At 43.2% G+C, this 21,992-nt stretch carries 18 protein-coding genes; 9 read left to right on the top strand and 9 right to left on the bottom strand.

Annotated features, from left to right (window positions below; genetic code table 11):
- Window positions 1-32: 32 nt before the first annotated feature.
- The 4 genes from M1D52_RS07590 to M1D52_RS07575 all read right to left on the bottom strand — a co-directional run bounded on the left by M1D52_RS07590 (window position 33) and on the right by M1D52_RS07575 (window position 7,102).
- Window positions 33-1,190: a glycoside hydrolase family 130 protein gene (locus M1D52_RS07590; RefSeq protein ID WP_130856698.1), complete on the bottom strand. Its 1,158-nt coding sequence runs from the start codon at window positions 1,188-1,190 to the stop codon at window positions 33-35.
- Between the two features lie 38 nt (window positions 1,191-1,228).
- Window positions 1,229-2,710, bottom strand: coding sequence for a RagB/SusD family nutrient uptake outer membrane protein (locus tag M1D52_RS07585; RefSeq protein ID WP_130856697.1), 1,482 nt, complete (start codon window positions 2,708-2,710; stop codon window positions 1,229-1,231).
- Window positions 2,711-2,806: 96 nt separating this feature from the next.
- Window positions 2,807-5,923: a SusC/RagA family TonB-linked outer membrane protein gene (locus M1D52_RS07580; protein WP_437392067.1), complete on the bottom strand. Its 3,117-nt coding sequence runs from the start codon at window positions 5,921-5,923 to the stop codon at window positions 2,807-2,809.
- A 141-nt stretch (window positions 5,924-6,064) separates the two neighbouring features.
- Entirely contained in the window at window positions 6,065-7,102 is a 1,038-nt protein-coding gene (locus M1D52_RS07575; protein WP_013668014.1) for a LacI family DNA-binding transcriptional regulator, read from the bottom strand.
- Window positions 7,103-7,317: 215 nt separating this feature from the next.
- Here M1D52_RS07575 and M1D52_RS07570 point away from each other — a divergent pair, with 215 nt between their 5' ends.
- From M1D52_RS07570 to M1D52_RS07550, 5 genes are all read left to right on the top strand, one after another.
- Window positions 7,318-8,610, top strand: a complete 1,293-nt coding sequence (locus M1D52_RS07570) for a sensor histidine kinase (RefSeq protein WP_437392066.1) — start codon at window positions 7,318-7,320, stop codon at window positions 8,608-8,610.
- A gap of 148 nt (window positions 8,611-8,758) precedes the next feature.
- Entirely contained in the window at window positions 8,759-9,607 is an 849-nt protein-coding gene (locus tag M1D52_RS07565) for a transporter (protein ID WP_165447005.1), read from the top strand.
- Window positions 9,608-9,904: 297 nt separating this feature from the next.
- Window positions 9,905-10,120: a hypothetical protein gene (locus M1D52_RS07560; RefSeq protein ID WP_130856692.1), complete on the top strand. Its 216-nt coding sequence runs from the start codon at window positions 9,905-9,907 to the stop codon at window positions 10,118-10,120.
- Window positions 10,114-10,404, top strand: a complete 291-nt coding sequence (locus M1D52_RS07555; protein ID WP_437392064.1) for a type II toxin-antitoxin system RelE/ParE family toxin — start codon at window positions 10,114-10,116, stop codon at window positions 10,402-10,404. The genes M1D52_RS07560 and M1D52_RS07555 overlap by 7 nt, the downstream gene beginning before the upstream one ends.
- A gap of 461 nt (window positions 10,405-10,865) precedes the next feature.
- Entirely contained in the window at window positions 10,866-11,954 is a 1,089-nt protein-coding gene (locus M1D52_RS07550) for a serine hydrolase domain-containing protein (protein WP_437392062.1), read from the top strand.
- 28 nt (window positions 11,955-11,982) lie between these two features.
- On the opposite strand, the gene M1D52_RS07545 is transcribed toward M1D52_RS07550, so the two are convergent.
- From M1D52_RS07545 to M1D52_RS07530, 4 genes are all read right to left on the bottom strand, one after another.
- Complete coding sequence (locus tag M1D52_RS07545; RefSeq protein WP_437392060.1) at window positions 11,983-12,483, bottom strand: GNAT family N-acetyltransferase; 501 nt, start codon at window positions 12,481-12,483, stop codon at window positions 11,983-11,985.
- Window positions 12,484-13,032: 549 nt separating this feature from the next.
- The gene (locus tag M1D52_RS07540) at window positions 13,033-13,845 is read right to left on the bottom strand and encodes a DUF4249 domain-containing protein (protein WP_437392058.1); all 813 of its coding nucleotides are present in this window, start codon (window positions 13,843-13,845) and stop codon (window positions 13,033-13,035) included.
- 17 nt (window positions 13,846-13,862) lie between these two features.
- Window positions 13,863-16,187, bottom strand: coding sequence for a TonB-dependent receptor (locus M1D52_RS07535; protein ID WP_437392057.1), 2,325 nt, complete (start codon window positions 16,185-16,187; stop codon window positions 13,863-13,865).
- Window positions 16,188-16,246: 59 nt separating this feature from the next.
- Window positions 16,247-16,471: a hypothetical protein gene (locus M1D52_RS07530; RefSeq protein ID WP_130856679.1), complete on the bottom strand. Its 225-nt coding sequence runs from the start codon at window positions 16,469-16,471 to the stop codon at window positions 16,247-16,249.
- Between the two features lie 302 nt (window positions 16,472-16,773).
- Here M1D52_RS07530 and M1D52_RS07525 point away from each other — a divergent pair, with 302 nt between their 5' ends.
- Both M1D52_RS07525 and M1D52_RS07520 read left to right on the top strand, forming a co-directional pair.
- On the top strand, window positions 16,774-17,850 hold the full coding sequence (locus M1D52_RS07525; RefSeq protein WP_437392056.1) for a sensor histidine kinase: 1,077 nt from the start codon (window positions 16,774-16,776) through the stop codon (window positions 17,848-17,850).
- Window positions 17,847-18,563, top strand: a complete 717-nt coding sequence (locus M1D52_RS07520; RefSeq protein WP_437392054.1) for a LytR/AlgR family response regulator transcription factor — start codon at window positions 17,847-17,849, stop codon at window positions 18,561-18,563. The genes M1D52_RS07525 and M1D52_RS07520 overlap by 4 nt, the downstream gene beginning before the upstream one ends.
- Before the next feature lie 104 nt (window positions 18,564-18,667).
- Here the strand turns inward: M1D52_RS07520 and M1D52_RS07515 are convergent, their stop codons facing one another.
- Window positions 18,668-19,765, bottom strand: coding sequence for a Fic family protein (locus tag M1D52_RS07515; RefSeq protein ID WP_437392052.1), 1,098 nt, complete (start codon window positions 19,763-19,765; stop codon window positions 18,668-18,670).
- A gap of 574 nt (window positions 19,766-20,339) precedes the next feature.
- Here M1D52_RS07515 and M1D52_RS07510 point away from each other — a divergent pair.
- On the top strand, window positions 20,340-20,918 hold the full coding sequence (locus M1D52_RS07510; RefSeq protein ID WP_130856675.1) for a Crp/Fnr family transcriptional regulator: 579 nt from the start codon (window positions 20,340-20,342) through the stop codon (window positions 20,916-20,918).
- A gap of 384 nt (window positions 20,919-21,302) precedes the next feature.
- A complete protein-coding gene (locus M1D52_RS07505; RefSeq protein WP_149106072.1) occupies window positions 21,303-21,992 on the top strand; it encodes a hydrolase in 690 nt (229 codons plus the stop codon).

Here is a 21,992-nt window from a genome sequence, read left to right as displayed (position 1 = left end):
ATTAAAATAATTTTTCACCTTTTAAACGTATATCAAGGCAACGGGTCGGGCTGTGCCGGATTGGCCGGATCATAAACGGCAACCCCTACTTTTGAATCCGCGCAACCGTAATACAGATACCATTTTTTCCCGAAATAAACCAACCCTTCAATAAACACCGTTCCATCTCTATATTGCCCACTCTTCTCAAACGGTTCCATTGGTCTCAAGAACGGCACATCCAATCGGCCGATGACCTTTGTTGGATCATTCCGATCAAAAAGCACCTGGCCGGCACTGTAAGTTCCCCGGTTAAAACGCTTATCCCCACGTTCCGGATTATTTTTTCCATTGTATAATAGCAAAATACCCTTTTCTGTTAACACCGCAGGCGGGCCACATTCCGTTAAATCGCTATCGAAGTACCCTGCTCTCGGCGAAATGAACGCCTTCAGGGCCCCGTTCCCATCCACAACAGGTTCCCAGTCTATCAAATTATCCGATGTCGCTCCGAAAACTCCATTTTCGCCCCAATACATCCAGTACTTGCCATTCACTTTGGTAATTACCTGCTTATCATTTTTCACCGTTGTCACAATGGAGGCTGATTTATGGAATTTATCCACAATCAGCGCCGCGTTTTTCGCTTTCGCAAAAATTTGCCCATGCTTTTCCCAATGCACTAAATCCTTCGAAGTAGCCACGCCCAATCGCGCGATTTTTCTGTTCCATTGGGTATAAAACATCACGTAAGTACCATCCTCCGTAACAGCCACTCGCGGATCTTCCGTTCCCCCCGGCCATTCGAAATCTTTCTGTCCATCATTCGCCGGATAAAAAACGGGCTTATCCTTTCTCGTAAAAGAAAGACCATCTTTACTAACTGCATACCCCAGACGCGAGGTACGATGGCCTATTTTCACACCGAACTTATCTTCGGCACGGTACAGGACAACAACTTCACCATCCTTTACGGCCGCTGCCGGGTTAAACGTATCATTAGATTCCCAAGCAACATCCTTCCTACTCATCGGGTCAAGAAACGTGGTATTTTCGCGCGGAGAAATAACCGGGTTTACACCAGCCGGGCGGACAAAACCGCCGAAGGCCCAATCAGGTAGTTTATTTGTTTTATGCTGCGCCTGTGAAGGAAGAACTCCGGCAACGCATATTCCCATTGCCATTATCACTGGCAAAAATCGCTTCTTCATATTCGTACTTTAATTAATAAATCATTTTCGTTGAAAAGTTAATATCCACTGTTCTGCGTAATCGTACCACCCGACAAATCGATCTCCCGCTGCGGCACCGGATACAGATAATGATTGGGATTAAAATTCTTACCCATAGCCTTCAGCACTTGTTCGGCCACTCCCCATCGTCTCAAGTCGCTAAAGCGATGATGTTCAAAACCTAACTCCGCTCTCCTTTCCTGCATAAGCCAAGCTTTGATTATGGCCGGATCTGTCACCTGTAAATTGCGGTCCGGTAGTGTTCCACTTGGTGCTGTTCCGCCCGTAACCGTAGAGGTGTTCCGAGCACGAGCACGTACCTCATTTATCAGACGAATAGCCTGCTGATAATCGCCTGTTTCCAGATAGGCTTCCGCCTTCCAGAGAAGAACATCTGCCCAACGTATCAGAATTTTGTTGGTCGGCGAGTCGCCATTTCCGCGATTAGCAGCATTCAGTTCCCCCATTAATTTATACACTAAGCGATCCGCTACATTAACCGTATAATCCAAACGCGGGTCGTTCGGTTCAAACGAGGCGACAAAGTCATCCGTAGGCGCAAGAAAACCCCAACCCAAGAGCGAACCAATGCCATTACCATTTTTTGGCAAAGTCCCTTGCGTGTGGTTATACGCAAAAATCACTTCCCGGTCGTTAAACTTTTTACTATTGCTAAAGCTATCGAAATAATTGCTATTCAGGTTGAAATACCCCTTCTGCTGCAACCTATCGATCTTAGTCAACACTTCTTGCCATTGTTCGTTGAATAAAGCTACCTTGGCCTCAAGAGCCAATACGGCACCCCACGAAACACGCCAAGGCTCATTTTCAGCAGCGCGCCTCGTATCCGGAATCAATTGCGCTGCCTGTTGTAGATCAGCATTTATCTGTTGCCAGATCTGTTCTTTCGGTACCCGTACCGCCACTTCATAAGCTTCGTCAAAGTCGGTCAGCGGTTTTGTCAAAAGCGGCACATCTCCGAAATTGGTCACCAGCTCGAAATAATAATAAGCACGAAGGAAAAGCACCTCTCCCAACATACGTCTCGCCAGATCCTGCGAAACACCGGCCTGCTGCACCGTTTCCGGATTACCCAGTTTATCGATTGCCAGATTAGCTCTCGACACGCCCTCAAAAGCATAAGTCCAGAGGCCATTAAACGCGGGGTTATCCGCCGTGAACGAAAAGCGCCCCACCTCATCCATCCAGGCCTGATCACCGTCAGACACCCATTTTTTATTCATATCACCTCCGGCGATATCCTCCATCACAAAATCAGGACGAATAAACAGCCCGCGCGTCCAACTACCATCACCCAGAAAGCCCGTTGTATTACGGAGCGGTTCGTACGTACTATTGACGGCCGAGGTCAACGTTGCCTCCGACGGACTGTCGCTGATCTGATCCGGCGTAAGCAGACCGATCGGGTCTTTTTCCATATTACAGGCCGCGAGCATTAAGCCCAAGCCCAGCAAACTGCTATAAATATATGTTTTCATTGCTATTATTTTTTAAAGTAACGAAAGTTGCGCATCACACACTATTTGTTCTGTTAGGAACCACCGAGGTAGGCTTTCAGTTACTTGTATTTAAGGTTAAAAAGTTACATTGATACCGAACAAAAAGGTTCTGGAAGATGGGTATGTTCCCATATCGATCAGATCGGTCGATTCCGGATCCAGCCCCTTATAATCTGTCCAGGTCAACAGGTTTTGCCCCGAAACATACACGCGCATATTTTTCAGCACCTTTGTATCTTTGATCAGCGATCCAAAAGAATAACCAAGCTCTACGTTTTTCAATCGTGCATACGATGCATCCTCTAAAATGATGCTCGAAACCCGGCTGCTGCCGTTGTCATTGAAAGTCACCCTCGGAATGGTGTTACTACTTCCTTCACCATCCCAGGCGCCAAGCACATCTGTCGTGTAGTTGAACGGTCGCGTATCAAAATCCAGTATCTTTCTACCGTCGTTATAGCGATCAACACCCTGCACACCTTGTATCAGCACGGCCAGGTCAAAGCCCTTGTATGCAGCAGTAAGGTTAAGTCCGTAGGTTAATTTAGGAATAGGGTTTCCCATAAAATCACGATCCTGATCATTGATCATACCATCACCGTTTAGATCTTTAAAACGGATATCGCCCGGTTTTTGCGTCGGATTCGAAACACCGGACAAATGACTGTTCACTTCCGCCTGGTTTTGATAAATTCCCTCCACCACATAGCCGAAATAGGCATTCAAAGGATTACCTACCTGCGTACGCGTTGCCGTACCACTGATATAAGGTACATTCGGATGTAACTTCACCACTTCATTCGATAGGGTTGCGAGGTTTGCGTTCACTCCATAGCGGAAACCACCGGCCGTACTATTCCGGTATCCCAGTGAAAACTCAAACCCTTTGTTCTTTACCTGCCCTGCATTAACGATGGTAGGTTGCACGTTCCCCACCAAACTGGGAAGCGAAATTGGCAAGAGGATGTCGCGTGTATCCTTTATAAAATAGTCGGCCGAGAAAGAAACATGATCTCCAAAGAACGACGCATCTAAACCGATATTATGCTGTACAGTGGTTTCCCATTTCAGATCGGGATTTCCGTAACGATCAATCAGGTAGTTCTCACCCACCCGTTTCATCAAGGTCAGATACGCATAATTATCAATCTCCTGATTTCCCAGCGTACCGGTACTCGCGCGCAGACGAAGATCGCTAATCCACTTCACGTTTTGCATAAACTGTTCTTTGCTGACCGTCCATCCAGCAGAAACCGACGGAAAATAACCCCAGCGATGGTTTTCACCGAAACGCGAAGATTCGTCCGCCCGTAGATTCGCTGTCACCATATATTTACCCTCATACTCATAACTTGCCGATCCAAAGATACTGAACAGCGCATATTCTGATCCCGATCCACCGTTCCATACATCGAGCAAGGTACTACCATAATCCAGGTAGCGGAAAGTTGGTAAGGTATAATCGTAACGCCGACGAGACCCATTGATTGAAGCTCCATTATTCTTAATATATTCCGTTCCCGCCAGCGCGCTGATATGATGCGATCCAAATGTTTTATCATAAGAAAGCACATTATTCCAGGTCAAGGTGAAATCAGTTCCACGATCTTCATTTAAACCCTCTGGCCGATTAATCCGTCCCTTACCAAGGTCATTAGGGCCCGCGCTCCCATCATCGTCACCATAATTTTCAAAAAAGGCTTTGGTATGGTTTACATTGAGATCGATCCCCACATTTGTTCGGAACTTTAATGATTTATCCGCAAGCAACGCATACTCGCCAAACACGTTGCCGAAGGTCTTGATCCGTGAGAATACATTATCGGTAAAATAAGCTGCCGCTACCGGGTTGCGGGTATATTCGTATTTATTGCTCTCATAGCCCGTATTCACTTGGTTATTTCTGTAAAACGGCAAATCGGTAAAGGGATCAGTGGCAGACCAGGTTGGATCAGATGGATCTTTATACACGCTCAATAGCGGAGGTCTTAATAAAGCGTGCCTTATAATGCCCGGCGCATCACCTTTTGCCGATATCTGATCCCGCTTCGAATAGGTCATCTGCATGTTCGTACCAATTTTGAATCGGTCTGACAATGCACTGTTAACATTTACCCTAAAGTTAATCCGCTCGTATTTATCGTTATCGAAAATGACAATACCATTCTGCCGATAATAACCGCCCGAAATCAAGTACTGCGTTTTTTCCGTTCCTCCGCTGGCCGATAGCTCGACACTATTCGTCTTACCCGTTTCAAACAGCTCGTCCAACCAATCCGTATTGGCCAGATCGGTACGCGATTTATCTGCTGTATAGGGGTTCGTGCCCGTAATCCCCGAATTGTTCCATGCTTTTTCAAGCACATTCAGGTATTGCTGCGTGTTCAGCAACTTAGGCAGATTCGTAGCCTGTTGCAGCCCGCCAAAGTAATTTATATTAATAGAACTTTGCCCGATCTTACCCTGTTTGGTAGTAATCACCACCACACCCGCTGACGCCCGCGAACCATAGATTGCGGCAGCCGAAGCATCTTTCAGTACAGACATCGACTCAATATCAGAAGGATTCAGAAAAGTTATATCCCTAGAAGGTACACCATCTACCACATAAAGCGGGTTATTATTGCCAATGGTACCTTCGCCACGGATTCTCACATTGATGCCGTCCCCCGGGGCACCACTGCTTTGCGTAATTTGCACACCGGCCACCTGGCCCTGTAGCGACTGCGCCACATTAGGCACCCGTCTCGACTCAACGTCCGTCATATTAACCGAAGCTACAGCTCCGGTAACCGAAGATCTCCGCTGAGAAGAATAACCTACCACCACTACCTCATCCAGGGCAGCAGCATCCTCCTTTAAGGTAATCACCAAATTGCCGTTGCCGGTAACCGTTATTTCGGTGGATAAGTAACCCGTAAAGGACACGGAGATTTGCTGTCCATTTTCAGCCGGCAAGGTAAATTGTCCGTTCACATCGGTAGATGTTACGGCCGTTCCGCCCTTTACGCGGACGGTTGCCCCTGGCAGTGGTTGACCGGCAGCATCCAGCACTTTTCCACTAATGCGCTGCTGCTGTCCGATTGCGCTAACAAGCTCGCCCTTCCCCTCAGCGGCGGTTGAAAGCGCCGGGTGCAGTACACAAGGAAGCGCAGCCAGGCATAGTTTAACCCATAAGTTTTTACTGTTCATGATACAATTAGTTAGGTGTAATTCATAATTTATTAGCAATAAATCGTAAAGTCTAGGAAAACCGGTTTTTCTGATTGGCTAAAAAAAAGGTTAGTCCGAAAGACGTTTCAAAACTAAATTAAAAAAACCAGTTTAGCAAGGTTATTTTCGAACTTTTTTTGGTTTAATGCTCGATTCGCGGATAATCAATTTCGAAGGGATTACCTGTACGTTCGGTCCATGCGTGGAAGATTTGCCGTTGATCCGCTTCAATAAGTTGTCAAAAATAGCAGCGCTTAACTGCTCCAAGGGTTGTACAATCGAAGTAATGGAAGGTGTAAACAGCCGAAAGAGGTCGTGTTCATCGAATACAACAATACCAATTTGTTCCGGTATCTTCAAGCCCAGTTCACGGATAGCCTCCAGCCCACTGATACATAAATAATTCGTTGCAAAAACAATCGCATCTATCTGTGGATGTGATTGAAGAAATTTAATAATCTCTTTTTTCCGACTGTCTCCTTCGTCATTATAATCCATTTCCAGTACGATAGGCGATTGGCCGCAAGTGCCGACACAGCTAAGGTAGCCATCCAGTCTTTCTTTCATCTGGCTTTGAGAAGAGGCCAGCGAAACAAAAGCAATATGTTGGAAGCCCTGCTTCAGGAGATGCTCACAGGCCTCCACCACCATTTCGCGGTTATTCGTCCCCACGTAATCCGTTTCCACTCCTTCCAGCATCCGATCGAAAATTACCACCGGTACACCATCGTCTATGATTGTCTTGATCTGTTCTTCTATATGTAAAGGGGGGGCGACGATAAAACCATCTACCTTCGTATCACGAAACAAATCCAACACCGAAAGTGCGGCTTGGGTATCGCCCAGCGTACTACTATAAATGATCCGGTAACCACTTTTTTTCGCCTGCTTCTCAATCATTAGCGCAATCGGCCCAAAGAAAGAGTCCCCAATATTTTCCACAATCAGGCCTATGCTGTTCGATCTACCTGTTGCGAGGCTTTGCGCCATATAATTGGGTTTAAAACCGATTTCTTTGACATAGTTAAGCACCCGCTGCTCCTGTTCTTTACTTATCCTATGAGCTTCCGCTTTCCCATTGATGATAAAAGATACCGTAGATTTGGCAACTTTAAGATGTTTTGCTATGTCATTAATCGAGGGTTTCTTCTCCGCCATATCGCATTATATACGCCCTAATTGAGAAAGGCTTGAGCGAATGTCTCAATTTTTGGAGATATTTACAAGCGACACAGTCATTTTTAGCTGGAGGCAGTGAGCAATAGGCTGTAGGCTTTAAGGCATAGGGTTTGTGCTACTATTTTCTTATTCATTGTATTTCAGTACATATTTATTTACATTTGTTGCAACACCTTCTCCAATACGACCAACAGATGATACATACCTTCACCGCCTTGAATCTTCAACATCTTTTCTCTAAGATTGTTGGTAACCCAAAGCAATTTACTTTACAACATCGCCTATTTAACGCCTTTACTTTCATCGGCTTTGTTCTGGTATTGGGCACACTTATATTTAACAGTTTATCCGGCCTCTACTATCCTGCGTTAATTTCGCTCGTCGCCGCAGTACTTCTTGGCGCGGCCTATTATCAATCAACCATCAAGAATCGATACTTACAGACTTTTGTGATCATAGCCGTTTGCCTTAATCTGCTATTGGCCATCAATTATTTCTACAATGCAGGTGTCGCCGGCCCCACCCTCTTTCTTTTATTAGGTGTTTATCTGGCAACCATGATGATATCGCCTAAGCATCAATACATTTTCTGGACTATTCTTCATAATACCTTAATAATTCTCTTGCTAATAATCGAATTTAATTTTCCCGATAGTATAAAAAGCACCTATACGAGCCGCTCAATTTATTTTTTAGACAATCTTATTACTTATCTTGTTGTGTCGTTATTGGTTGCGGCCGGTGTAATAACCTTCGTTTTTCATTACACAGTTGAACGCAAAACTGTAGAAAAACAATCCAAGCTTCTCGGCTTACTCAACGATGAAAAAATTCGCTTGATATCAATTCTTTCACACGATTTACGCTCACCGATCTCGGGCATACAATCCTACCTTGATCGTCTTTTTTATGAGAGTTTGACAACAGAAGAGAAAGAAATAATCGAACAACATCTTCTCGATTTAACAAATCGCACACAGCAGCTACTGAACAGTGTATTGCATTGGTCTAAAGATTACTACCATGTAGATCAAATGCAGCTATCTACCGTTGATCTCACCAAAAGTTTACGACATAGTTCAAAACTATACACACATCTCGCCCAGCACAAGCGAATAAAGCTTGTGCTAAATAGTAGTTCTCCATTGCATATTATAAGCAACGAAGCGATCACACAGCTTATCATCCGAAACTTAATTGATAACGCCATAAAATTCACTAAAGAAGGCGGAGAAATCCATCTAAAAACGCGTAAAGAAGGTAAAACCGCCCTTATCTCCGTCGCCGATAGCGGATCGGGAGAGAGTCAATCGGTCGCTGAAAAGATATCCAAATCCTTTGAAAATTCTGCAGACACGTATCGAATCAATAGTGGTTTGGGCCTGATGATGTGCAAACAATATACCGAGGCGTTAGGAGGCTCCATTCATTGTAACACAAACGCATTGGGAGGAACCACCTTTGTAGTACGACTTCCCCTGTCCTAGTCGATAAGCGTCTTCATCTTTCGGTATATCCAAACAGATTGAAAAGGCCCGCAAAAAATTCGGGGGAAAGAATCAGCTATGCCGTACCAATATCTGTAAAACCTTTAGTCAACTTAAGTGTTTTAGGAAGAAACTTATGCATTTCCTTGTGAAAAAACGCTTCATCATACTATTACCGGCAATATTTTTTGTAATCAGCGCTTCGGCTCAGCAAGACACCGCTAAGCTCAAAAACCAATTTTCTATTTTCAATCCGACACCCGAATCGCTCTTAAGAGACGAAATCGGGGCAGACCGTCCGGATGAAACCGAATCGCCTTATACCATAGATGCAGGACACTTCATGTACGAAGCGGATCTGTTCAACTATGAACGTCAGCGAACCGATGAAGCCATTCAATCCACTTATCTTTTGCACCAGGCAAATTTGAAATTTGGCTTAACGAATACGATGGATTTTCAGATCAAGGTACAAAGTTATGGCCGCCAACGCAGTCGCTCCATCTCTTCAGGAAACGTCCAGTCGAAGAGTGGCTTTGGTGATGTGATCTTGCGGTTAAAGCAAAATCTCTATGGGAACGATCACGGAAATGTCGCTTTCGGATGCATGGCCTATGTTAAACTACCCACAAACAACTATTCAGACAATAAAGAATATGAAGGGGGAATTATTATCCCGTTAGAATTAAAGCTGCCCGGTGAGTGGAAACTCGGTCTACAGGTAGAAGGCGATCGCTTGAAGGATGACGTTGGCAATGGTATGCATACGGAGTTTTTACAATCAGCCGTTATCAGTCATAAGGTGTTCAAAAATCTCAAAGGATTTTTGGAAACCTATTATACCTATGATTTCAAAGGGCATGAATGGCGTAATTTTATTGATATGGCTCTACAATATGAAATATCGAAAAAAATCATGGTTGACGGTGGATTGTATTATGGCCTACAGACTCAGGCAAGCAAAACGTACTTCTTTGGACTGCTTGTCGAGATATGATTTGGATGGCCCTTAGGGGTTAGTTTTCCAGCTTTCGGCCATTAGCAGTCAGCACTAGCCCCTCTCATCATCAAATTGGCTCATCATCACATTGGCTAATTATTTCAGCTTTCAGCCATCAGCAGTCAGCTTTCGGCTATAAAGGGGCGGGAAAAATTCCTGCCTACCGGCAGGCAGGCATCATTCATCATTTGCGTCGGCTTTCAGTCGCACTAGCCCTTCTCATGCTGAGCAAATTTTTATACGCTTGAAAAAACGATCAGGAAAGTGTATTTTTGTTTTAGAGGGATTACACAAATGGAACTGATAATAGATATAGATAAAATTAAGGATGCTTCCAAAAGAGAATGGCTTTTAAGCACTCTAAAATTAATGGGTATAAGATTTCAAACAAGCGAAGGAGCTCAGACTTTAGCAGAATATAATGAAGACCTTGAAAATGGAAATAATGAAATAGAACGTGGCGAATTTATTTCTGCGAAAGATCTAAAAGATCAAGCAGCCAAATGGTAGTTATTTGGAGCAAACAAGCCCAGGAAGAACTAAAGAAGGTTTTTAAAAAAATTTCTTTAGATTCATTGCAGAATGCTGAAAAAGTCAGGGATACGATTATCGATCTGACGCTAGCACTGCCATTACATCCAAAAAGGTTTCCTCTTGATAAGTACAAAACCGATAATGATGGATCTTGGAGAGCCTTCGAAAAGTATCATTTACGCGTTTCATACCGGGTAATGCCTGACGAAATTAGAATCGTAAGGTTAAGACATACCAAAAGAAATCCAAAGTTGTATTAAGCACTTTCACCGCTACTTATAAAGCAGTAAGCGATAGGCTCTAACCTGTAGCACTAACGAATATAGCTGCTGGTAAGGCCGTAAGCTATAAGCCTTAGGGTGTAAGGCTTGTGCATCACATTGGCTCATCATCAAATTGGCTAATTATTTCAGCTTTCAGCCATCAGCAGTCAGCTTTCGGCTATAAGGGGAAGCAACAAAAAAATTCCTGCCTACCGGCAGGCAGGCATCATTCATCACTTATTTACGTCGGCTTTCAGTCGCACTAGCCCTTCTCATTATCAAATTGGCTCATTGGCTAATTGGCTACTCAACAACTCAAAATAACGAAGACCAAAAGCGAACATTTGCTGTTCGAAAACGTGCAATGAAAAGGAGCAAAAACACAATCAAGACACTCAAAAACAATCAATTATAATTATGGCATTTAATTCGTGTGCGTTTAGCAAAGAACACAAATTATGCTAAACACGCTATCTATTTTTAATACAGTGAGAACTTTTATATGGATTGCTTATTTCCTGCTTCTGACAACCGACTCATTAGGCCAGTGGAAGCATACCGAAAAGTTTATCGATAAATATGCAAAAGCGAACCATTACAATGGAACCATTTTAGTAAAACAGGCAAACAAAACCTACCTGAAGAGTTTTGGAACGGCCAATTGCCAATTTGACGTACCCAACCAACCGGATACGAAGTATAAGATTGCTTCCATTACCAAGCTGTTCACAGCTGTTCTGATTATGCAATTATACGAAGCAGGTAAATTGGACCTACATGCTACGATAAAAACGTATTTACCCAATTACACCGGAGCAGCCGGCGATAAGGCAAGCATTTTTCACCTTTTAACCGCCACCTCCGGTATAGAAAACAGCGAGGCCGGCGAAAACCCGAATGAAGTACCTTCCATGTTTTTGAAGAAGTACACCACCGACGAAATTTTACAGCGATATTGTAGTGGCAAAATGGAAAATGAACCCGGCAAACATTATAGTTACAATAATGCAGATTATGTGATCTTAGGCAAAATTATTGAGGCAATTTATGATAGGCCTTATGAAGAAGTATTGAGAACCCAACTATTGCAGCCCTTGAAAATGCATCATTCGGGCATGTGCTCCTATCAGCAAGTAACAGAAAATCTAGCCGCTGTTTATAGCATAGATGAGAGCTCCAAAGAACTAAAAAACGATCCATTTTATTATATCGAAAACTTCTATTCAGCCGGAGCGATGTACTCCACCGCCGAAGACCTTCTATTGTTTTCAGAAGCGTTATATAACGGTGGATTACTGGCTGATTCCAGTTTAAAGATGATGCTGACGCCCTATTTAGAATCTTATGGTTTCGGTTTATGGATCCGAAAATTACAGATCAATAATCGCGAAGTTGTTATGAATGAGCGGCAAGGTTCCATTTGGGGAACAACAACACGGCTACTATATATCCCACAGGAGAAAATTACGATTATACTCCTTACCAATATGTATACCACCAGCCTCAACACCTTTCAAAACGAGATTATAAAGACCTTAATTCATTAGTCAGAACACATTAACCGGTTATTATACATTACCGTCGCGCGCTACGCAACATCGGCCGTAAAACCGGTGAATTGCCTGATTGGATTTCGCCAATAACTTCAAAACCATGTTGCTCATATAGTGGTATATTCTTCGGGTTCGAAGATTCAAGATAGGCGATCAATCCATCCCTGTCGACGGCCTTGAGCGCCTCCGCCATCAATGCGGAGCCCACTCCCGCCCCTTGAAAGGCCGGATCTACACCTATCATCGGCAAGTACCAATGCGGCTCGGTTGGATGAAATTTCTCCATCTGCTCAAAAATCCCCGGCATGTCTTTTTTCACCTCCCCTTCCACATTTTCATCGAACAGCTTCATTAAAGTTTCCTCATCTGATCGGGCACAGGGTCGCAGCCACAAAGCAACACCGGCAAAGCCATTAGCCAGGTAGGCTGTCCCCTCAGTAAATGAGTTTCCGCCAAAGGCCTTGGCTAAGGCGGGAAATACGGCTAAATATTTTGCAGGGCTGGGTAAAGACCAGCGCGCCATCGGATCAGCGCTGAAGGCTAAAGTCAATGCAGCGAAGGCGCTTGCTTCGTCCGATATTTGAGCGATCTTGATCTCCATAGGCCATTTCTTATTTCCAAGCTTGTTGGTCCATCCAATAATAAACACCGTTCTCCCCGGTTTGTTTCTTTTGAGGTTTTTATTGTTATCCCTTGCTATTGTTTACGCTGTTTCTTTTCCTCACTATGCAAATTTTTCTTAACGCTCATCTTATGAGGCCGTTTTGTCCTACGCGAGAGCCCCGTGTGATTTCATCACGTGCAACACACAACAGGCAACTCAACAACTCAACCACTCCCTACTCAACTATTTAACTTCTCAACAACTTAACTACTCAATAACTCAACCACTTCCCTATCCAACGGTTCAACGCCATTGACTAATTGACCAATTAACTAATTGGCTCATCGGCTAATTGGCTCATCATCACATCGGCTAATTGACTCATTAACTAATCTCACAACGAATAACTAATAACTAACAACGAATAACCAATAACGAGCAACCAATAACCAACAAACTCAATCAATATTATTTCACCGTTATACTTTTTCTTTCCATGGTATGTGCACTAAAATATCCCAATGATGTGGGTGTGATATTCGTAGGTGGGTCTGCCGGGGTTACGCTTCCACCCGGGCCATCGCTTCCCTGCTGCGAGGCCAATGAATACCAATAGGTGTAAATTGGCTTATCGATACATTGCATCTCCACCTCAACACGGTCGCCCGGAAGTACTTCTAAATCATCGTCATCATCGCCTAAAGGTAGATCCAATTCAACAGAACGTCCGTCGCTAAACCGATCGTCATTCACAAAATCGCGTTTAACAAGTACGCCGTTCAAGTATAAGACAAACCGGTATTGATTAGAAACGCCCAGAGGATCCTGATAATGGACACTGATTATCCGCGCATTTTCATTATCTCCGAATTCATCCTTTCGGGCGGTTATCGAATCCAATTTTACCGGGGAAGGCATTTTTGAGTGGGCACTAAACGTTGTATCTCCCGTAAGCACCTTCAACGAATAAGTTCTTCCATAAGCACCGGCCACCGTATCGGTTGTATATATACCGGCGGGGCCCTCCTTAAATATATAAGTGTTACCCGCGTCGTCTTCCACACTAACTTGCGCGCCCGTCACAGGGGGATAGGTATTTGGTTCCGAGAAACGAACGTTGGTGCTAAGCCGAACAGTTTGCGCCCCCTGTTGATCATGAAAGTTAGCCTCTATCACCAGGCGTCCTATATCATCGCGTAGCTCGAGTTCAATCACCCTTTCGCAGGAGCTTAGAAAAGAAACGATAAGGAGATAAATGATGCAGTTTATTGAATTTTTCATCCGTGCTTGTATAAATGTTAAAATTTAAAGTTCCAGGTTACAGAAGGGATCGGTATGGGAAACAGACTCGTCCGTACCGCCTCAGTAGTATTTGGATTGGTCTTGCTATCCCGAAAAGTAATTGCATAAGGATTGTGGTAGCCATATACGTTGTAAATACTAAAAGTCCAGCTCGAGTGATAGCGCTTATGCTCTTTTCCTTCCAGGGTAGCCCCTATGTCCAGCCGGTGCGTAGCCGGTAGGCGATACCCATTGCGTTCCGAATAAGAAAACCTGGTTCGATCGCCGAGGCTATACTTGCCGGTAGGATAAGTAACCGCATTGCCCGTTCCGTATATAAACGTACCGGAGAAAGTCCAGCGATCATTTAATTTGTAAATTCCCACGATTGAAAGATCATGCGTTCTATCCTGCCGTGCAGGGTAATAATTGCCTTGGTTTATCGCATCAAACTTTCTTTCCGTGCGTGATAAGGTATAACCGATCCAGCCATTGAGTCGGCCGTGTCTCTTTTTTACAAATAACTCCATGCCGTAAGCCCTTCCCGTACCATAGGTTAACTGTGATTCAGCATCCTGATTAACCATCAGTTCAGCACCGTCTTTATAGTCAATCTGGTTTTGCATCCATTTATAATAAACTTCAGCAGAGAACTCGTAATTATTATCGCTGAAATTCCGGAAATATCCGGTTGATAGCTGGTCGGCAATTTCCGGCTTAATATTATTACTACTCATCACGTACAGATCAGTAGGCGTACTACTGGTAGAGTTGCTGAGCAAGTGTATATTTTGCGTATTGCGATTATAAGACAACTTAACCGAAGTCCGATCGTTCAACAGATAACTAGCAGAAAAGCGTGGCTCCAGCATAAGGTAGGATTTCACCAGATCGCCTGAGCCAACCACTGTAGTTGTTGAGACCGTCCCATCCGGATTGTATGTTTTAAACGTTCCGGGGCCCATCACAAACATCCCATTCAAGCGTAGCCCATAAAGCAATGTAAGCTTATCCGTTGGCTTCCACTCGTCGCTCGCGTAAATTGCAGCCTCATAACCGTACCGATCTTCAACATGAAGATCATTAAAACTGGAATTAGCGCTAGCACGGACATCACCCGGCGATATTTTGTGATGTACCACATTTGCGCCAAATTTGATGGCATGATTACTATTTAGTGTGTACTGAAAATCCTGTTTCAGATTAAAATCCCGTATACGCGAGGTAATCTTAACATCCTCCTCATTTTGAAACTGTTGAACGGCGTACCGATAATTACTGTAAATCAGGGAAGTATTAGAAAACAGCTTACTGCTGAACAAGTGATTAAACCGTATAGTAGCCGTGCTGTTGCCCCAATCCGTCCCGAAGATATCCTGCACGCCCAATACGTCCTTACCGAAATACCCCGATAAATAGAGTGCGTTCTTGTCGTCAAAATGATAATTGGCTTTGGCGTTCAGATCATAAAAATATAAGGTACTGCTATTAACCGTAGAATCCGAGGAAGCCTTCAGAAATAGGTCCACATATGTTCTGCGGCCGCTTATCATAAAAGATCCTTTATCTTTCACAATCGGCCCTTCCACCTTTAAACGCGAAGCAATCAATCCCAGGCCACCCTCAACGGTAAATCTTTTATTATTACCCTCATTCATCTTTACATCAAGCACAGATGATAAGCGCCCTCCGTATTCAGCGGGCATCCCACCTTTATAAATACTCACGTCTTTGATGGCGTCCGAATTAAAGGTAGAGAAAAAGCCCAGTAAATGAGATGCGTTATAGACAGGCGCTTCATCCAGAAGAATAAGGTTCTGATCGGCAGCACCACCCCGAACGTAGAACCCCGTGTTCCCTTCTCCTCCCGATTTAATGCCGGGCATCAGCGTGACTGTCTTTAAAATATCCCGCTCGCCCATTACCACGGGCACCATATTGATCTGTGCCATATTGAGTTTCTCTACCCCCATCTGTGGCGATCGGATTTGATCATGATCTGAACGATCTGCCCGGATAACCACTTCCTCTAATGTACCCCTCGGTGTAAGCGATACGTTCAACGTTTGATTGCCATGCAATGAAACCTTTTCAACAACCGTTTCATAGCCTATATAACTAAACAACAAGGTGTGTTCTCCTTCCGCGGGGGAGAGCGAATAAAAGCCATAGCTATTGGTGGTAGTACCTAAAGCACTAAAGCCCTGCACCCTTATGGACGCCCCGATAAGGCTCTCCCCTGTGCTGGCATCTTTGATCGTTCCATGGATCGTGAATTTCTTTTGCGCATAGCTACTTAAGCCTGGAAGTAGCAGGATAATTAAAAACAGTGATCTACTCATTAAATATAATTGATGTCGGTGAATGTGATACGTTGCTATTAGCCGAGGGTAGTTACTCGTTATAATTCATAAGCCATATTTTCGCAGCAGATCCCTTCTGCTCGTAATAATTTTTCAATTGTTCGCGGATGCAGATCGGTTGAGACAAGCCGCAAGACTCTGTCGCAATCCGTAAGATCAAAACTCCATTGCCTAACCTTACCGGTTGATTCTAAAAGAGCTGCTAGCCTATTTACATCGTCCATACAATCAACGTCTGTTTTAAAAATTAGCACCTGATCCATAATCTCTTTTTTTATTTGAAAAATCCCGCCTGTTGTTCGGAATTAGTGTGGGACAAATGTATATGGCGGTATCATGGCCGGCTGTTTTTTTATACAAAGGGGGGTGGTTTTTTATACCAAATCCGGCTATCGGTCTTATTTGTATATGATCCCCGAAAGGCCGGTCAGAAGCATCCCCTAATACGGTGAAAATGGTAGGTTTATATAAAAAAAAGGTACGTTTGTATAAAAATCAGTTTACGACAACAATCTTTTACCTTACTTTGGTATAGCATAATTGGGTGTGCTCACGAATATTGTAAATGAAAGACAATTCCTCCCGACAACACTGGTTTGTAGATTTTCTTGTCGAAGACAAGTATCGGATTTATCGGCATTTACTGATCTGGATTTACATCATCTTAACTGAAATTCCGAATTTCAATGGAACAAAGAAGTATGCAGGAAATTACGACCTATTTTATGGTGCTACAAAATTATTGCTATTTATACCGATGGTGTATATGAATATGTATATTCTTGTTCCCAAGCTATTGTTCAAAGACCGTTATTTCGTTTACTTATTTACAATCCTGATGATGATCCTGATCATGATATCGATCATGCAGGTGCTGTCAAACGGTATCTTCGACTACTTTTTCAAAACCTATCGATTGGCAAACGATCAGGAGAATTACGGCCCACTTGCTACCATCATAGATAATTTGAACATATTGGGCATAGCCGTAATAGCCTCCACCTCAATTAAGCTATTGCAGCGGTGGAAAAAAGACTCCACACGGATTAATGATCTGGAAAAAAACACCTTACAGATTGAGCTTCGTGAACTAAAGAACCAGATTAATCCACATTTTCTGTTTAACATGCTCAACAACGTCAATGTACTGATTTCAAAAGATCCACAAAAAGCCTCAACCGTTATCAAGAAGCTATCCCAGTTTTTGCGTTATCAACTCTATGAAACTCGTGGACAGACCGTATCGTTACAGTCAGAAATTGAATTTTTACGGGATTTTTTAGCACTGGAAAAAATTAGGCGTGACGAATTTAGCTTTGAAATTACCAACGAACAACCTGCCGATTTATTGGACACTTCAATACCCCCCGGTCTTTTTCTTACTTTTGTAGAAAACGCCGTGAAACACAGTGCAGATACCGAAGCGCCTTCGAGCATTTCATTATGTTTTAAAAACATCGGAAAAAGGTTGATCTTTACCTGTGTCAATACAAAACCGAATGAACCTTTTTTTATACGAACAGGTGGGCTGGGACTTGCCAACATCATTCGTCGATTAGATTTATTATATGGAAAGAGCTACAAACTTGACATCGACAATGGGGACGATTTATATAAAGTAATCTTAAGTATACCGATATGAATTGTATTATCGTCGACGATGAGCCATTGGCCAGGGAAGGGATACTATTGCACCTGCAAGGAATTCCGGATATCGTCATATTGGGCAGTTTCAACAGTGCAAGAAAAGCCCATGATTTTATCAGCAACAATCCCGTCGATCTTATTTTTTTAGATGTAGAGATGCCTGGAATAAACGGGGTAAATTTTGCTGCATCACTTCCAAAGGAAATATTGGTGATTTTTGTTACCGCCTACTCCGAATATGCTTTAGAAAGTTATGAAGCCGATGCGATCGATTACCTCGTAAAGCCGGTTGAAAGAGAACGATTAGAGCGGGCCATCGCTAAGGCATTTTTCTATCGCGGTCTTTTAGACACGCAAGGGGTTACAGAAAGTATCGAAAGTGATTTTATCCTTATAAAAGCCGAGCGGCGCTACCACAAAATTTTCTTCGACGATATTTTGTATGTTCAGGGACTAAAAGATTACGTCGTGATCTTTACAGAAAATAACAAGATCGTCACCGCCATGAACCTGAAGACAATTTCCGGTTACCTAAAGCCCGGTCGTTTTGTCAGAGTGAGTAAATCTTACTTGGTAAACATCAAGCGCATCGATTCGTTTGATGTGCACACCATTTACATAAAAAATGCCGAAATCCCGATCGGCGAAGTTTTCAAGCGGGCTTTTTTTGAAATATATCTAGGTAAAAATCTCCCCGATAGCTTGTGATTAGCTGTCAGCCATCAGCAGCCAGCTTTCGGCTATAAAGGGCAGCAACAAAAAAATTCCTGCCTACCGGCAGGCAGGCATCACTTATTTCCACGAACGCCTATTTACAAAACCAATTCGTACCTAACAGACCGCCCGGCACCAATTTGATTTAAAATCCCTATAGCATGCAAATGCTGTAAATCTCGCGTAGCAGTTGCTTTAGAAGTTTTGGCTATCGCCATGAACTTTTTAGCCGTCATTCCACCTTCAAAGCCCTCCAATCCGTTTTCGAGCATTCGTTTAATGACCTTTAATTCCCGCTCATTCAGAAGAGCGGTAAACCGATCAAAAAATTTGGCCTTTTTTACGGTGAATTCAACCAGCTCTCTCGCATTCCGTTGTGCCTCTACTATAACCTGCGTAAAATAATGAATCCATGCTGTTAAGTCTAAGCCCGCTTGTGCCTGCTTTAGTGCATCGTAATATTGCTTTTTGTCTTTTTCAATGGTTTTAGATATGGATAGCAAAACAGGGCTCCCGAGTGTGTTGGAGAGTGTATATTCGGCCAAGGCTCTTCCAACGCGTCCGTTTCCATCTTCAAAGGGATGGATAGATTCAAAATAAACATGGGCAACTGCAGCCTTTAACAAAGCCCGAATGATGTCGTCTTTTACGTCAAAATGATCGCGGTGAAACCAATCCATAAACTGTTCCATCTCTTTGGGCACTTGGGAAGATGGAGGTGCCTCGTAATGTATAGTCTCTTTTCCATAAGCGCCCGAGACAACCTGCATCGGCTCTTCCCCTTTACGCCATTCGCCTCCACTAATTTTTGGAAAGCCCTCCATTAAAAGTTGATGCCAATGCCGGATCATATTGAGAGACAACTTTTCCGCAGCATTTGTTCTAACAGTGGTCATCAATTTAGCTATCCCGGTCGCTCGCTTATCGCGAACGGGAGCTTCATCATTTAACCCTAAATTTCTCTTGATAGAAGACATAACATCTTCACGGCTCATATATTCTCCTTCGATTTCAGATGTTTTGATGGCCTCTGCTATCAGAACCTCTATTAGAGCCTCCTGCCTCAACTCATCATTCAAGCCGGTTATAAGACCACCTATCAAGCCGAGTTCCTTCGCAAATGCAACACCGGTAGATGCCAGGTGTGTTGTTGAATAGGTAAAATTGGGCCAATCTTTATATTGCCAGTTGTACATAATGAGCCGATTAGCATAATTAATCGGCTCAAATATAACGTTTTTTTGAGCCGATTAAAAGAAATAATCGGCTCAGGTCTTTGCTTTTTGTTAGACTTTCGCACTCATCATCACATTGGCTAATTATTTCAGCTTTCAGCTTTCGGATGTCAGCTTTCGGCTTTACTTGGTGTTACTGCTAATAAGGTTTATGCTATAAGCTCTAGGCTTTAGGCAGCACCAGCCATCATCAAATTGGCTAATCATCACATTGGCTAATTATTTCAGCTTTCGGCCATCAGCAGTCAGCTTTCGGCTTTACTTGGTGTTACTGCTAATAAGGTTTATGCTATAAGCTCTAGGCTTTAGGCAGCACCAGCCATCATCAAATTAGCTCATTGGCTCATTGGCTAATCATCAAATTGGCTAATCATCACATTGGCTAATTATTTCCAGCTTTCAGCCATCAGCTTCCGGAAAGAAAATTAAGCCGTATATTTACACGCTCATAGAAGCGCAGACTGGATAAGCAATTACAGCAGCGGAAACATTTTAAAAAAGCAATCGGCCAAAATTGAACTGCTAATACAGATTTATGTATTCAAATATTATTAACAATGTAAGCAAGCATATTACATTAACCAAAGATGAAACGCAATTCTTCACCGAACTGCTAACTTTCAAGAAAGTACCTAAAAAAACTATTCTGCTTCAACAGGGTGAGATCTGCAAATTTGAAGTTTATATCCAGAAGGGCTGCATCAGGTCCTATTATATTGACGAAGATGGCCTTGAAGTAACACTTTTATTTTCAGTAGAAGATTGGTGGGTAAGTAATATGGCCTCGTTTCACGAACAAACACCTTCACAGATGATTATTGAAACCATGGAGGACTGCGAGCTCTATATAGTGACCCCCCAAACCAAAGAAATACTTTTAAAGAAGATCCCTAAATTCGAACGATTCTTCCGCATCATCGTACAGCGCCATTTATGTACGTTTCAAAATAGAGTGCTCCATACGATCTCCAAGAGTGCAACAGACCGCTATTTAGACTTTTTGAAACTATACCCCGGCATCCCCACAAGAGTGGCACAACACTATATCGCCTCCTACCTAGGCATATCGGCTGAGTTTCTAAGTAAAATAAGAAAGCGTCTTTCCGGAAAATAATTTGGCGGGCAACATAGCAGAATAAGCTCGAAATTCCGGTTTTTGCTGAAATTAACGTTATATAAAAAACACCTGCGGCGAATACTCCACGTAAAGCAAAGCTATTTGTTTTGAATTGATCCCATACCATCTTCACCTGCCATCCTAAAGCGAGGTCGATTTTTCGAAAATAAACATACCGCATTAAGCGGAAAGCGCCCTACTCCAAAGTGTCACATAAAAACTTTATGGACTTATCATTTCTTGAACCAGTTCAATGGAAAGCGCCCATAGAGTCCCTAGTTTTGCTTAACAAAAAGCTTTGTACACAAACCTCTTAAAAAACATATCAAACACAAGGCAGAAACACAATTAATTATAGCAATCACAACAACAAAAACTAAAATGAAAAAGTTACTTTCCACATTCGCTGTCGTATCATTTTCAATAGCGGCATTTGCGCAAAAACCAAGCCCCGAGCTACTAAACCCTACCAACCATACGTTGGTAATGATTGATCACGAAGGGCAAATGTCTTTTGCCACGAAGAGCATTACAATGGATGAATTGAGGAATAATGTCGGTATTGTAGCCGGTGCCTCCAAAATATTTAAAGTGCCCACGGTGGTCACCACTGTGGCCGAGAAATCATTTAGCGGACCGGTATTTCCCGAGATAGAAGCGTTCTATCCACAATCTACAAGCGGTTATATAGACAGAACCACCATGAACACATGGGAAGATACAAATGCACACCAAGCAATTACCGGAAAGAATAAAAAGAAAATTGTTTTCGCCGGGTTGTGGACCAGTGTTTGTATCGTAGGCCCCACATTATCCGCCATCAGCGAAGGATATGAAGTGTACGTGATTACAGACGCTTGCGGCGATGTCAGTAAAGAGGCGCATGAGCAAGCTGTTACCCGTATGGTACAAATGGGTGCAAAACCCATAACCGCTATTCAGTATCTGTTAGAATTGCAACGCGATTGGGCAAGACAGGAAACCTACAAACCCGTAACCGATCTAGTAAAAAAATATGGCGGTGCGTACGGCCTCGGTATACTATATGCCCACGATATGCTAAAACACTAA

It is taken from the genome of Olivibacter sp. SA151, from assembly GCF_054130995.1.
Note: the sequence above shows the minus strand (reverse complement) of the source record. Positions and strands in the feature narration are given on the sequence as shown.

Coding starts and splice junctions, on each gene's coding strand:
- M1D52_RS07540 (WP_437392058.1), bottom strand. CDS start 13,845: ATGAAAAATTCAATAAACTGCATCATTTATCTCCTTATCGTTTCTTTT.
- M1D52_RS07550 (WP_437392062.1), top strand. CDS start 10,866: ATGCTAAACACGCTATCTATTTTTAATACAGTGAGAACTTTTATATGG.
- M1D52_RS07535 (WP_437392057.1), bottom strand. CDS start 16,187: ATGAGTAGATCACTGTTTTTAATTATCCTGCTACTTCCAGGCTTAAGT.
- M1D52_RS07575 (WP_013668014.1), bottom strand. CDS start 7,102: ATGGCGGAGAAGAAACCCTCGATTAATGACATAGCAAAACATCTTAAA.
- M1D52_RS07585 (WP_130856697.1), bottom strand. CDS start 2,710: ATGAAAACATATATTTATAGCAGTTTGCTGGGCTTGGGCTTAATGCTC.
- M1D52_RS07555 (WP_437392064.1), top strand. CDS start 10,114: ATGGTAGTTATTTGGAGCAAACAAGCCCAGGAAGAACTAAAGAAGGTT.
- M1D52_RS07530 (WP_130856679.1), bottom strand. CDS start 16,471: ATGGATCAGGTGCTAATTTTTAAAACAGACGTTGATTGTATGGACGAT.
- M1D52_RS07520 (WP_437392054.1), top strand. CDS start 17,847: ATGAATTGTATTATCGTCGACGATGAGCCATTGGCCAGGGAAGGGATA.
- M1D52_RS07505 (WP_149106072.1), top strand. CDS start 21,303: ATGAAAAAGTTACTTTCCACATTCGCTGTCGTATCATTTTCAATAGCG.
- M1D52_RS07525 (WP_437392056.1), top strand. CDS start 16,774: ATGAAAGACAATTCCTCCCGACAACACTGGTTTGTAGATTTTCTTGTC.
- M1D52_RS07560 (WP_130856692.1), top strand. CDS start 9,905: ATGGAACTGATAATAGATATAGATAAAATTAAGGATGCTTCCAAAAGA.
- M1D52_RS07580 (WP_437392067.1), bottom strand. CDS start 5,923: ATGAACAGTAAAAACTTATGGGTTAAACTATGCCTGGCTGCGCTTCCT.
- M1D52_RS07570 (WP_437392066.1), top strand. CDS start 7,318: ATGATACATACCTTCACCGCCTTGAATCTTCAACATCTTTTCTCTAAG.
- M1D52_RS07510 (WP_130856675.1), top strand. CDS start 20,340: ATGTATTCAAATATTATTAACAATGTAAGCAAGCATATTACATTAACC.
- M1D52_RS07515 (WP_437392052.1), bottom strand. CDS start 19,765: ATGTACAACTGGCAATATAAAGATTGGCCCAATTTTACCTATTCAACA.
- M1D52_RS07590 (WP_130856698.1), bottom strand. CDS start 1,190: ATGAAGAAGCGATTTTTGCCAGTGATAATGGCAATGGGAATATGCGTT.
- M1D52_RS07545 (WP_437392060.1), bottom strand. CDS start 12,483: ATGGCGCGCTGGTCTTTACCCAGCCCTGCAAAATATTTAGCCGTATTT.